Source organism: Glutamicibacter sp. St.4D3 (assembly GCF_059728615.1).
Window position 1 is genome coordinate 1,042,175 of the sequence record NZ_AP039380.1, and the last position, 12,943, is coordinate 1,055,117.

The following is a 12,943-nucleotide window of genomic DNA, read 5'->3' on the forward strand; positions in this document are numbered from 1 at the left end:
CTCAAGGGCGAGAAAGTAATGAAAGCTCGAAAGCGCGTGTTAGGCGGTATAGCGTTTGCCGCCATGGTGGGCCTTGTGGCTTCACCGGCTGCCGGAGGACATGTTCCAGGGGCACAACTCTCGGTTTCACCGAGCATGGAGAACAAAATCTCCGGGATTCCCACACCGGCTGATTACTTCGGATTTGAAATTGGAGATGAGGGCAAGCTCGCTGATTTCGAAACGATTAAGAAGTACTTCCAGCTCATTGCGGAGAAGTCCGCGGAGGCTGATTACGAAGTCGTTGATCAGACCACAGACGGAGATGACTATCCCCTTCTCCGAATGAGTTCCGAAGAGAACTTGAACCGCTTGGACGACATCCTAGCGATCAACAACCGCCTTGCGGATCCCAAAGCCCTGGCAGCCGAAGCGAAAAAGCAAGGAGTTTCAACTGATGACTACGCCAGAGAGTTGGCCAAGACTACAGTTCCTGTCTATTACGTAGAGGCCTCCATCCATTCCACCGAAGTAGGAACGACTCAGGGGCTAATCAACGTGGTCCATAAACTGGCCACCGAAGACTCGGACGAGACGAAGAAGATTTTGTCCAACATGGTCGTCGTGGTCGTTCCATCCGCCAACCCTGACGGTCAAAAAATGGTCGTCGAGTACTTCAACAAAACGGCGGGGACTAAGTACAACCGGACGTACCCGGACCTTTATCACCGGTATGTTGGTCACGACAATAACCGAGACTGGTTCATGTACACACAGAAGGAATCGCGCACACGGCTAGGAATCGAGCAGAAGTATCGCCCGGTGGTCCAGCACTACATGCATCAAGCGGGAACACTGAGTCCTCGTGCTTGGGTTCCACCATGGGATGAACCACTCTCGACTGCGATAGACCCGAAAACTGTGACCGGCAGTAATTCCGTAGGAATGGAAGCACAAAAGGACCTGATAGCCGAGGGCTTGTCAGGAGTCCAACATGATGATGCGTATGGCATCATGTGGAACGCGGACGTCGCGGGTTATGGTTCTTTTCAGGGCACATCTGTATGGCTCAGTGAAATCGCTTCGAATAGGGATCTTGCTTATACCTTCGAGGACGAGAAGCTCGATGACCAACCTGCGACAATGCGGAACCCTAATCCCTACAGGGCGACATCTTGGACCTTCAAGCAGAACGTTGACTACCAGGTGAAAGCCGCGCTGAGCGGAATGAACACGGTAGCGGAGGACGCGCAAGACTTCCTCTACAACAACCTCTACCAATTCACGCGAGATACTCTCGATTGGGAAGCCAGTGCATACGCGTATGTCGTACCGGCCGAGCAACGCGACCCGTACGCAGTTTACGAGATGCTGAACATTCTCAATCTGGGCAAGGTCGAAATTGAGCGTGCAACGAGGAGCTTCCACGCCGACGGGCAGAAATACGACAGGGGAGCCTACATTATCCGGACTCAGCAACCACTGGGCCGCTGGGTCGATCAGCTGTTGAGAATTGACGAATATCCGGATAGCGCGCGCAAGTGTACGAATGGTTGCCCGTTGATCATGCCGTACAGTGAAACAACTGACAATCTCGCCCTGTTCTTCGGGGTTGATGTGAAAGCCATCGATTCAAAATTCAAAGCAAAAACGGAATCGGTGCGCGAAGTCGTACAGGAATCGGTGCGGCTGCCCAGGGACCCCGGCCGTAAGGGGGCTTACGTCCTATCGCCGAGTTCCTACGGGCTAGGCAAGATAATTGATGCTCTTCAGGACGAAGGCGTTGTCACATACCGAGCCAGCTCCAAAGTGAAGGTTTCAGGGGAAACCTTGCCCGAGGGCGCCTTGCTAATACCATCAGGCAAGAAAGCGCGACAGACTCTTGAACAGGCAGTGAAGGATACGGCCCTTCCAGTGCATGCGATTTCTAAGATGCCGAAAACCTCAGCCATCAAGCTGAAGCAGAACACCCGCGTGGGCTTGGTCAGAGGTGCCAACAACATGCCCGGTGGTTGGATGATGTGGATGATGGATCAATTTGGAATGAATTACGAGGTGGTTGAGGCGGAGGACTACAACAATCTCAGTAAGAAGTTTGACACCATCGTCCTTGCTCCCGGTATTACAACGGAGCGGCTAACAAAGGGACTCGATACCAGTAAGTATCCGGAGGAGTTCGCGTGGGCGGCGGGCGTTCCAGATGGAGCGAAGAAGTTGAAAAACTTCGTGAAAAAGGGTGGCAACCTTGTCGCTTTGGGCTCCGGATCGGAGACCGCAATTAGCGCTTTGGATCTACCGGCCAAGAATATCCGACCGGAGGATAGGGAGACGTTTAATGCCCCAGGTGCACTGCTTGCCCAGACCTATGATGTTTCGAAGCCGGCAGCGTGGGGGATGCCAAAGAATTGGCCAACTTGGTACAACAATGACGCTGTTTTCACTGTAAAGGAGAAGAAGGCCCGAGTTTCCACCTACCCGACCAAGGGCGATTTGCTAGTCAGTGGCTACGCCAAGGGTACTGACGCAATTGCTGGTGGAACTAATATTGCGCAGTTCACCTACGGTAAGGGCAATGTGACAATTGCCGGCGGACATATCACCTTCCGCACTTGGCCACGAGCAAGTTGGACAGTCGTTACAAATGCGATTTACAACGGTGCCGGTGAACGAGTAACTCGTGCAGACTTGTCAGAGGAAACGAAGGGCAGTGGCAACAATGGATCAAAGTAGTGATCTAGGTAAATAATTAGACCGATCAATAGGGGCTCACGGCGTTTGCTTTGAGCCCCTATTGCTTGCCAGCCGCCCGGACGTCCTGCTGCTGTCGGCTGCGGTGATGACTCTCGAATTGTTCCTGTTGTGCCTGCCTACCCGGATTGTCGCCGCTACCGCAAAGCGTCTAGTTAATGTCTAGAGGAAAGGCCAGCCACTGTCTGACTCGAGCGCTAGGCAAAACGGGTGGTGCGGCCTATTGGCAGTCGATCTGCCGCGTTACTACCCTGAATGCCGGGTGGCGCTCCTGCCGATTACCACGGGGCAGGCGATCAGCGTGCCCTAAGCTGGCATGCCGTTCTCGCGGGTCGAGAGCAGTGACAAATATGCGTCTATGGATAGGATGAAGATAGACCAACCTCCGCACGAACTAGTCAGCAGCCTGGGAAGGGAACCCCAATGTCTCAAGTCAGCCTCCCGATTCGAACCGCCGCCGCCTCAGCGGTGGCGGCCCTGGGATTGCTGGGGATCCTTCCTGCAGCCCACGCCGCCCCGGCCGTAACCGTTCCCGCCGGACAAAATCTGGAATCTGTGACGGTGAACGACACCGCCGGGGTGATCAACGAGGACCGGGTACGGGAGGCGCTGGAAGAGGTCGACTTCTACGAGCCGACCAAGGTTGTTGTCTACACCCGCGAGGGAAACTACGCGGACAACATCAACACCAAGACACTGCTCTATGCCCGTACCGCGCACCCCGAGTGGATCTCACAGAAGCCAGAGGACCACGGCGATTACTGGGCGGACGGATATTTCATCATCACCCTTTCCCTTGAGGGCCCGGACTCCGGGCAGGTCGGAACCTATTTCGGCGAAGACCGGAAGGTCAGCGACGAGCTGATGGAAAAGATCCACGAAGCGGGTTATGAGGACTTCAAACAAGCCCGCTGGAGCGACGGGATCATTGCGGTGGCGACCGAAGGAGCCGCGTTCATGAACCGGCCCTGGTATAAAAACCCCGTGGTGTGGGTGGTAACCGCTGCGGGTGGGGGCGTGGGTGGCATCGTTTGGGGCAGTGTCGCCAAGGTGCGTTCGAACCGGCGCAAGAAATTTGCTGACCAGTTGAAGACGGGGACGACGCACCTGACGAACGTGACCATGGACCTGGACACCACTGAGTTGGCGGCCCGGACCTTGCCCACGGGCTCCCACCATGCCGCGGACCTGGAACGCCGGTTCGCCGACTTCGTCGCCAGCTACCGCTCCTCCTTCACCGAACAGCAGGAATTGGAAGCTGCCACCAAGAAGGAACGCTCCTCTGCCCAGGGGGTGGTACGTACCGAGAACTTCCTGTCCGCCGCCCAAGAGCTGGATTCCACCGATGATGCGATCATCGCCGCCTCGGCCCTCTACACGCGGTCCGCCACCTGGGAAACGGCCTGGCGGGCCCAGACCGCGCCGCTGCTGGAGGACCTGGAGCAGATTCCGCAGCTGGTCAAGGACGCCGAAGCAGGAACCGAGGCGGCAGGGGCCGCACTGGAATCCTTCCGCCACACCGCCGTGGACGAGGCACAGTTCATCGGCACTGAGCTGAAGGCGGAGGTGATCGACGCCGATACCGCCCTGGACCGGTTGGCGCAGCTGCGCGAGCAGCTGACTGAGAAACTGGAGGACTTTGCCACGGCCCAGATCGATGCCTACGCCCAGAACGATGACGAGAAGGAGGACATGCGCCGCAAGATGCGCGAGTCACGCTCCTCCTACTCCCAGCAGCGGCGCGGCGGCGGTTCAATCCTGGACGTGACCAGCCCGGCCGGCATGTTCTGGCGCGTACAGGCCTACAACACGGGCTACAGCTCCGGGGTGAGTTCGGTGACCTCATCCCGTGAGGCCGCCAGTTCCCCCTCTTCCGGGATCTCCCACGGGTATTCCGGAGGCGGCGGCAGCTTCTCCGGGGCCGGCGGCTCCTCCCGGTTCTAACTTCACCGCCGGGCCCGGGTAGGTGCCGATGCTAGGGCCGGATCAGCACCTTCAGATTCCTGCGCTCAGCCATGTCCCGGTACCCTTGCGGCACCCCATCCAGATCGGTGGCCACGTCAAAGACCTTTCCCGGCTCAATCCGGCCGTCCAGGATAAGCGGCAATAACCGCTCGATGTACGCCCGGACCGGGGCGGGCCCGCCAGCTAGGCGGATATTGTGACGGAACAGGCTGCCAAAGCCGATCGGAGCCTGTTCATACTGGGGGACGCCCACCCGGCTGATGACCCCGCCGGGGCGAACCACGCCGTACGCCTGCTCGTAGGCGGGGTAGTGGCCCACCGCTTCAAGTACCACCTCGGTGCCGTGACCCCCGCTGAGCTGGCGAACCCTCGCGATGCCTTCCGCCCCGCGTTCGGCGACCACCTCGGTCGCCCCGAACTCCCGGCCCAGGGCGGTGCGCTTCTCGTGGCGGCCCATGAGGATGATTTGCTCGGCTCCCAGCAGCCGGGCCGAAAGCACCCCCAGCAGTCCCACCGCGCCGTCACCGATCACTGTCACCCGGCTGCCCGCCGCCACCCCGCCCATGACCGCCGCATGATAGCCGGTGCCGAGCACATCGGCCAGGGTCAGCAGGGAGGGCATGAGCTCCGAGTCCGCGGCGACCGGCAACTTGACCAGGGTGCCCTCGGCCAGGGGCACGCGCACCGCTTCGGACTGACCGCCCTCGTTGGGAACCCCGCCATCCCAGAAGCCAGCTTGGCTGTGGCTGCAGGAGGTGTGGAGGTTCTGCCTGCAGAACTGGCAGCTGTTGTCCGAGATCGCGAACGGGCAGACCACCAAGTCGCCGGGCCGCAGCGTCGTCACCGCGGTGCCGACCTGCTCGATAATCCCGATGAACTCGTGCCCCATTCGGACCGGGACCGGTTGTGGTTCCATCGAGTGGTAGGGGTGCAGATCGCTGCCGCAGATGCAGGAGGCAGTGACCCGCACCAGGGCGTCGGTAGGCTGTTCGAGGCGGGAGTCGGGAACGTTTTCAATCCGAACGTCGCCGGCCTGGTACATCAGTGTTGCGCGCATGTTGGGTCTCTTTTCGTGTTGACTATTTCGGTACTGGGTAAGAGCGGGAACATGAAAGCCGGGTTGAGCTCAGCTCCTGGCCGCGGAGGAGGGTGCGCCGCTGCGGCGCCGCTGCGTTATCGCGAGCGCGATCACGGGAACCAGGGCGAGCGCCGCGATGAGCGCACCGACCATCAGTGGGCCGTTGGTCCCGGCGCTGGTCTCCAGGGCCCGTCCGCCGGCCCAGGAAGCCAGGGCCGTTCCGGCGTTGAACGCGGCGACGCTCAGCGCCGAGCCCAGGGTTGGGGCCCGGTCGACGTAGCGCACCGCCAATGAAATTAACACCGGGTTGGCCCCGAGGCCGAACAAGCCCAGCAGGGTGCTCAGCAGGGTGGCGACCACCGGGGCGTCGCTGCACAGCATGAGCGCCACCAGCAGCAGCACGGTCATCGCCGGGGCAATGATCGTGGTGGTGTGCGGGCGTGCATCACCCAGCCGGCCGCCGAACAGCGAGCCGAGCAGTGAGCCGACGCCGAACGCGGCCAGCACCAGCGGCACCAGGGACGCGGGCATCGCGAAGTTCTCGGTGAGCAGCGGTGAAATATAGGAGTAGGCGGCCAGCACGCCACCGGTGGCGCCGGCGCATCCGGCCAAGGCCAGCCACAGCCGCCCCGAACGCAGGGCTCCCAGTTCGCTGCGGATCGGCCCCGGACGGCGCGGCGGCCGCTGGTGCGGGACCTGCCGGGCAATCAGCGCCACCGCGGCTGCGGCTAGAACGGCCAGGCCAACAAAGGCGCCCCGCCAGCTGAACAACTGCCCAGCGAGCGCACCCAACGGCACCCCCAGTACGGTGGCCAGCATACCGCCGGCGTTGACAACCCCCACCGCCCGAGAGGACGTTCCGGGGGCGGCCAGGCTCGTGGCCACCACCGCCGCGACCGCCCAGAACGCGCCGGTGGCCAGCGCCGTGATGAAGCGGGCGGCCCCCAGCACCGCGAAGCTCGGGGCGAACGCCGCGACCAGGTGGCCGGCGGCGAACACTACCAGTGCACCGATCAGCGTCCAGCGCCGGGCGATGCGCCGGGTTGCCACCGCCATCATGGGTGCGCCCACAATCATGCCCACGGCAAAGATGGTGATCAGCTGCCCGGCCTGGGCGAGGGACACCTCCAGGTCCGTCGCCATCGCCGGCAACAGGCCCGCAACCAGGAACTCGGTGGTGCCCATGAGAAACACTCCCAGGGCCAGGGCATAGATTGCCGGGGACAGGCGGTGGCCGCTGGGGGCGGCCGGGTCGTATTCCAGCGCGGTGCGTTCAGACATCGGGCTCCTTGGGACTGCTCGGGGATACTCTCACCCTCCATTTCACCGCCGCGGCCAGAAATGGGGGAGATCGGGTTTATGGGGGTAGAAACACCACCCCCTTGACGTGCCCGGCCCGGCGTACCGTTATAGGCATGGACAATCGCGCAGACATCAGGGACTTCCTGGCCAGCCGCCGGGCCCGACTCACCCCGGACGTGGTCGGGCTGCCCACCAGCGCTCGCCGTCGGGTGCCGGGCTTGCGCCGTGAGGAGGTTGCGGTGCTCGCCGGAGTAAGCACCGAGTGGTACACGCGCCTGGAAAAGGGACACATCGCCGGGGTGTCGGAAGACGTGTTGGATGCAGTGGCCGATGCGCTGCGGCTGAATGAGGAGGAACGCGGTTACCTGTTCGACCTGGCCCGCGCCGCCAAACCGGCGCACCGCAAGGCCACCCGGCGACGGGAGGTGCCCTTGGCCCCGCCGGTGCAGTGGATGCTGGACTCCGTGACCCTCTCGGCCGCGTTCGTGCGCAATGGGCGCCTGGACGTCATCGGCTCCAACGCGCTGGCCCGGGCACTGCACGCGCCGATGTTCGACAGCTCCACCACCACCGCCCACGGCGCCGCGAACTTCGCCCGCTACCACTTCCTGGATCCCGGATCCCGCGACTTCTTCCTGGAATGGGAGTCTGGTGCGGCCGCGACCGTGGCGCTGCTGCGCGCAGAGTCCGGACGCGAACCCCACGACAGGGTGCTGCGCGAATTGATTGGGGAACTGTCAACGCTCAGCGACGACTTCCGCCGGCTCTGGGCCTCCCACGAGATCCGCCAACGGCATGAAGGCACCAAGGCCCTGCAGCACCCACAGGTCGGTGAGATCGAGCTCACCTATCAGTCGGTGAACCTTCCCACCGCACGCCGCGCCTGGCACGACCTGTCGTTCTATACCGCCGAGCCGGGTACCAAGAACGAGGAAAAGCTGAAGCTGCTGGCAAGCCTGAACGCTGCACCGGCACTGGGCGGCAGCGGTGTGGGCAACGATCGCGGCGCAACGAACACCCCGGGCTGACGCTGTATCACCCGGACAGCGCGGCCGGTGCGCCTGGGCTGGAGCCGGCGCACGGTGCCTGTTTAAACGCCAGGAGCCGGAAACGTCAGCAGACGCTTCCGGCTCCCAAGCTGATGGGGCTACTTGCCGGCGGTCACCGGCGGCAGGGCCGACCAGGGGAAGGTGATCCACTTGTCGGTGCGGCGCCACTCGAAATCCGGTTCCTTGATGGTGCGCGGCTTGGTGTAGAGGCACACGGTCTTGACCTCGGAACCCCACTCGCCGACCAGGTCAACGACCTTGGCCAGGGTGCGCCCCGAGTCCGAGACGTCGTCCACCACCAGCACCTTCTTGTCGCGCAGGTGTCCCTCGTCCAGCAGCGGCGGCAGCACGACCGGCTCGGGCAGCACCGTGCCAATCCCGGTGTAGAACTCGACGTTCAGCGCGCCGCACGCCTTCACGCCCAGCGCGTAGGAAATCGAACCGGCCAGCAGCAGGCCGCCGCGGGCGATCGCCAGCACCACGTCCGGCACGAAACCGGTATTCACGATGGTCTGGGCTAGCTCACGTGAGGCCTGGCCAAACTGGTCCCAGGTCAACACTTCGCGTTCTGGCTCGGGCAGGACATCTGCTCCGGAATCATCAAGGGCTGTCATTCTTCCAATGCTAGCGGCCCGAGGAGGCTTTAGGCGGTGGATCCCGAAGTACTTTTCTGCACCTTCGCCCGTGACGTTCCCGACGCCCGTGACGTTCCCTACGGCCGCTTCGCCTCCGCCGTACCGAAGCGGAACACCGGCAGGCTGCTGAACAGGGGACAGGGCGCTACAGGACGTAGGAGGCGATCAGCTTGGACAGGGCCCGCACGTCGACCTTGCCCTTGAACTCCAGGCGGACCTTGCCCAGTCCGCTAAACCACAAATCCAGCTCGGCATCCAGGTCAAGGGTCCCGGCCGTCTCGACGGAGAACGCCTGAACCTTCGAATAGGGCAGTGAGGTGTAGTCCCGCTTCTTGCCGGTAATGCCCTGGACGTTAAGCGCGATCAGGCGCTTGTTCGTGAAGGCCACCGAATCGCGCACGCCCTTGAAGGTCGCGAGCAGTTCCTCACCCGGCACCAGCAGCGGCGTGAGTTCCGGGGCCAGATCGGCCATGTTGCTGGGGCTGAGCTTGAACACCGAGGAGTTGTTGAAATCGATCATGGCTTGACTCTAGCCGGAGCGCGGGACATTCAGCTCCCGGGCTGCAGGCAGCAAACGCTTCGCGGCCTCAGCGCTCCGGGAGGCTTCTTCGCCGCCGCTGTCCGTCGAAGGCCAGCGCCGTGAACGCGCCCAACGCGGCCGCGCCGCCGTGGATATCCCCGCTCACGAGCAACCCCATCACACACAGCAGCCCCAGCGAGCCCGAGGCGCGGGCCACCGGAATGCCGCTGCACGCGCCGCGCACCAGCAGGGAACCGGCCAGCCCGAACACGAGCACCGAAGAGCCCGCGCCCACCGGCTGCACCAGCCACCCCCACACCTGGGCGCCGATACCCGACACGAGGGCTATGAGAATCCAGCGGCGCCATCCCCATACCGCTTCGGCCAGCAGCCCGATCCAGAGCAGCGCCGCCAGGTTCCAGATCGCGCCGCTCAGCCAACCGTCCTGGACCAGCAGCGCGGTCACCAACCGGTAGGGCTGGTGCAGCCATGCGGAAAACCCGTTGCGTTGCCATTCCCCGAGCAGGAACGGTGCCACCGCGAGCTGCAGCGTGCAGGAGACGCCGATGAGCACGACGGCGCTGAGCGTGGCCACCGGGCGAGAGCGGGGCCGCTGCCTGCTCGTCCGGCTAAACTGCCAGCAGGCCGACGCGGCGCAAAGCACCACCAGGTAGGGGATCGTCGTGGTGACCCAGGACATGGATTCCTCCTTTCACCCCTGATCGGCGTGGGGATAACCGGGGTCCGGCTGCGCCGTGCTGCGGCCCGCAGGGCCGGCGCAACGGGCCGGGTGATCAGTCGGCCAGCTGCGAGGACGCCCGCCAACGGTATACCAGCAGGCCCTCCTGCGCCGGGCCGGCCACAAAACCGCGGCGGGTCAGCGCCCGAACCGATGCAACATTGGTGGTGTGCACCCGGGCGGTGAGCACTGGCGCCCCGAACACCCGCGGGATCAGTTCCTGGGCGGCGTGCACCATTGCCCCGCCGATTCCCTGCCCCCAAAACGCCGGAGCCACCCAATAGCCGATTTCCACCTCGTGCCCGCCCCGGGTGGCGACCAGCAGCCCCGCATCCTGCGGCGGCGAGGCGTGGTTCTGCTTCTGGGCAATGAACCAGCGGCTGGCCCCGGCCTCCTCGACGGCGGTGCCGGCCAAGGCCCGCCGCGCCCGCTCGGCAACGCGGGCTTCCTCCCAGGGCTGCCCGTCACCCACGAACCGGGTGACCTGCCGGTCGCGGGCCAGGGCGGAAAAGAAGGGCAGATCCGCAGCGGCAAAAGGGCGCAGGTTCAGCGGCGGGTTTTCGGGCATCGGCATGTCGCACTTCCTGTTGTCCGGTGTTGGTTGGTTGGTTCGGGGTGAAAACCCGATGGCCGCCGCCTTCCGGGCAGGAAAGCGGCGGCCATCGGCGGCGGGGTATCTGCCTGCCTACGGAATCAGCAGCACCTTGCCGGTGGTTTTGCGTCCCTCCAGGGCCCGGTGTGCCTCGGCCGCCTCGGCCAGTGGATATTCCTGCCCCACCCGCACATCGATCTTGCCCTCGGCGACCCAGCCGAACACGTCCCCGAAACGCCAGCCGCGTTCCTGCGGGGTGGTCAGGAAGTCCCCGAGCTTCGGGCGGGTGACGCTGAGCGACCCGCCGGCGTTCAGCCGCTGCAGGTCCAGCGGCGGCACCTGGCCGCTGGCCCCGCCGAACAGCACCAGGGTGCCGCGCCGGCGCAGCGCCGCCAGGGACATCTCGAAGGTGTCCTTGCCGATCCCGTCGTACACCGCGTGCACGCCCTGGCCCTCGGTAACCTCCTTGACGGTCTGCGGCACCTGGTCGTAGTCGACCACGTAGTCCGCCCCGGCGGCCTTGGCCAGGTCCTTCTTCTCCTGGGTGGAGGCGGTGGTGATCACGGTGGCGCCCTTGAGCTTGAGCATCTGGGTCAGCAGCAGCCCCACCCCGCCGGCCCCGGCGTAGGAAAGGATCACATCCCCCTCACGCACCATGTAGCTCGAATGCATCAGGTAGTGGGCGGTGCAGCCCTGCAGCGGCAGGGCGGCGGCCAGGCGCAGGTCCACCTTCTCGGGCACCTTGCCCAGCACCTGGGCATCGACCACCGCGTACTGCGCGTACCCGCCGGTGGCCTCGGAGGTCGCGACCCGGTCCCCGACCTTTAGGTTGCGCACCTCGGAGCCAACCTGTTCGATGGTCCCGGAAATCTCCGAGCCCAGCGCGAACGGGTACTGGACCTGGTAGACGCCCGAGCGCTGATAGGTTTCGATGAAGTTCACCCCGACCGCGGCGACCTTCACCAGCACTTGGCCCGGCCCGGGGGAGGGGATCGGTTCCTCCACCAGCTCCAGCACCTCGGGGCCCCCGGCCTTGGCGGCCACGATCTTCTGCTGCTTGCTCATGCGTGCATCATCCCCTTGGTCATTCGGTGCAATCCTGATTGTTCAACTTCGGCCCACCGCGCTCGCCGGGTCCGCGCCGGAGCGGGGCAGCGGGTGCGGGGCCGCTACTGCCAGTCTAGGACCGCCGCGGCCCGGGGGCGCGAAGAGATGACGACAAAGTTCAGCCCGCGCAATCTATGAATAAATATTAGGTTTCATGCATATCCAGCGGTAGAGTTGCCACATGACGTTTTCAGTAGCTGTCTCGGGCGCCAGCGGCTATGCCGGTGGCGAAGTACTTCGCCTGCTGGCCAACCACCCGCAGGTCACTATCGGAGCGGTCACCGCCCACTCCCAGGCCGGAAGCCGGCTGGGCTCCATCGCCCCGCACCTGCATGCGCTGGCGGAGAAGGTGCTGGTCCAGACCACCGTTGAGAACCTAGCCGGGCACGACGTGGTGTTCCTGGCCCTGCCGCACGGGGCCAGCGCCGAGATCGCCGCCCAGCTGCCCCAGGACACGCTGGTGATCGACGCCGGCGCCGACCACCGGCTGGCCTCCGCCGAGGCCTGGGCCAAGTTCTACGGGGAAGGCTATGCCGGACACTGGCCCTACGGGCTGCCCGAGCTGCCCGGACACCGCGAGGCGCTGCGCTCCGCCAAGCGCATCGCCGTGCCCGGCTGCTATCCCACCGGCGCCCAGCTGGCCCTGGCCCCGGGCTACTCGGCCGGGCTGCTCGAACCGCAGGACGTGGTGATCGTCTCGGCCTCCGGGGTCTCGGGGGCCGGCAAATCCGTCAAGCCGCACCTGCTGGGCAGCGAAACCATGGGCTCGATGAGCCCCTACGGCGTGGGCGGCGGGCACCGCCACACCCCGGAGATCGAACAGGGCCTGTCCCGGGTGGCCGGCGAGCCGGTCAGCGTCTCCTTCACCCCCACCCTGGCCCCGATGCCGCGCGGCATCCTGACCACCGCCACCGCCCGGGTCAAGCCCGGCACCAGCCAGGACCAGCTGCGCGCCGCCTGGCAGCGCGCCTACGCCGCCGAACCCTTCGTCACCCTGCTGCCCGAGGGCCAGTGGCCGGCCACCGGCAACGTGACCGGCAGCAACCAGGTGCACCTGCAGCTGGCGTTCGACGAGCACGCCGGGCGGGTGATCGTCTGCGCGGCGATCGACAACCTGACCAAGGGCACCGCCGGCGGCGCCGTGCAGTCGATGAACATCGCCCTGGGGCTGGCGGAAACCACCGGGCTGACCGGGCAGGGGATCGCCCCGTGAACCCGCAGCACGATCC

At 64.5% G+C, this 12,943-nt stretch carries 11 protein-coding genes; 4 read left to right on the plus strand and 7 right to left on the minus strand.

Translation table 11 applies throughout. The features are described from left to right. Nucleotides 1-18: 18 nt before the first annotated feature. Both AC6I21_RS04815 and AC6I21_RS04820 read left to right on the plus strand, forming a co-directional pair. The gene (locus AC6I21_RS04815) at nucleotides 19-2,709 is read left to right on the plus strand and encodes a M14 family zinc carboxypeptidase (RefSeq protein ID WP_138174347.1); all 2,691 of its coding nucleotides are present in this window, start codon (nucleotides 19-21) and stop codon (nucleotides 2,707-2,709) included. 441 nt (nucleotides 2,710-3,150) lie between these two features. Beyond that, nucleotides 3,151-4,671, plus strand: coding sequence for a DUF5129 domain-containing protein (locus tag AC6I21_RS04820; RefSeq protein WP_138174349.1), 1,521 nt, complete (start codon nucleotides 3,151-3,153; stop codon nucleotides 4,669-4,671). A 31-nt stretch (nucleotides 4,672-4,702) separates the two neighbouring features. Here AC6I21_RS04820 and AC6I21_RS04825 read toward each other — a convergent pair whose 3' ends face one another. Together AC6I21_RS04825 and AC6I21_RS04830 are read right to left on the minus strand one after the other, a co-directional pair. Next, a complete protein-coding gene (locus AC6I21_RS04825; protein ID WP_138174351.1) occupies nucleotides 4,703-5,749 on the minus strand; it encodes an alcohol dehydrogenase catalytic domain-containing protein in 1,047 nt (348 codons plus the stop codon). 69 nt (nucleotides 5,750-5,818) lie between these two features. Further along, entirely contained in the window at nucleotides 5,819-7,051 is a 1,233-nt protein-coding gene (locus tag AC6I21_RS04830; protein WP_138174353.1) for an MFS transporter, read from the minus strand. A 134-nt stretch (nucleotides 7,052-7,185) separates the two neighbouring features. Here AC6I21_RS04830 and AC6I21_RS04835 point away from each other — a divergent pair, with 134 nt between their 5' ends. Next, on the plus strand, nucleotides 7,186-8,100 hold the full coding sequence (locus AC6I21_RS04835) for a helix-turn-helix transcriptional regulator (protein ID WP_138174355.1): 915 nt from the start codon (nucleotides 7,186-7,188) through the stop codon (nucleotides 8,098-8,100). A gap of 119 nt (nucleotides 8,101-8,219) precedes the next feature. Here AC6I21_RS04835 and AC6I21_RS04840 read toward each other — a convergent pair whose 3' ends face one another. The 5 genes from AC6I21_RS04840 to AC6I21_RS04860 all read right to left on the minus strand — a co-directional run bounded on the left by AC6I21_RS04840 (nucleotide 8,220) and on the right by AC6I21_RS04860 (nucleotide 11,672). Next, on the minus strand, nucleotides 8,220-8,735 hold the full coding sequence (locus AC6I21_RS04840) for a phosphoribosyltransferase (RefSeq protein ID WP_138174357.1): 516 nt from the start codon (nucleotides 8,733-8,735) through the stop codon (nucleotides 8,220-8,222). Between the two features lie 166 nt (nucleotides 8,736-8,901). Beyond that, nucleotides 8,902-9,276, minus strand: coding sequence for a PH domain-containing protein (locus tag AC6I21_RS04845; protein WP_054821355.1), 375 nt, complete (start codon nucleotides 9,274-9,276; stop codon nucleotides 8,902-8,904). Between the two features lie 67 nt (nucleotides 9,277-9,343). Then, a complete protein-coding gene (locus tag AC6I21_RS04850) occupies nucleotides 9,344-9,976 on the minus strand; it encodes a rhomboid family intramembrane serine protease (RefSeq protein WP_138174359.1) in 633 nt (210 codons plus the stop codon). Between the two features lie 94 nt (nucleotides 9,977-10,070). Further along, nucleotides 10,071-10,589 (minus strand): GNAT family N-acetyltransferase, encoded by a 519-nt coding sequence (locus AC6I21_RS04855; RefSeq protein WP_138174361.1) that lies wholly within the window; start codon nucleotides 10,587-10,589, stop codon nucleotides 10,071-10,073. Between the two features lie 111 nt (nucleotides 10,590-10,700). After that, a complete protein-coding gene (locus tag AC6I21_RS04860) occupies nucleotides 10,701-11,672 on the minus strand; it encodes a quinone oxidoreductase family protein (protein WP_138174363.1) in 972 nt (323 codons plus the stop codon). Nucleotides 11,673-11,895: 223 nt separating this feature from the next. Here AC6I21_RS04860 and argC point away from each other — a divergent pair, with 223 nt between their 5' ends. Continuing rightward, nucleotides 11,896-12,927 carry an N-acetyl-gamma-glutamyl-phosphate reductase gene (argC, locus tag AC6I21_RS04865; protein WP_138174365.1) on the plus strand — a complete coding sequence of 344 codons (1,032 nt, stop codon included), beginning with the start codon at nucleotides 11,896-11,898 and terminating at the stop codon, nucleotides 12,925-12,927. Nucleotides 12,928-12,943 lie beyond the last annotated feature (16 nt).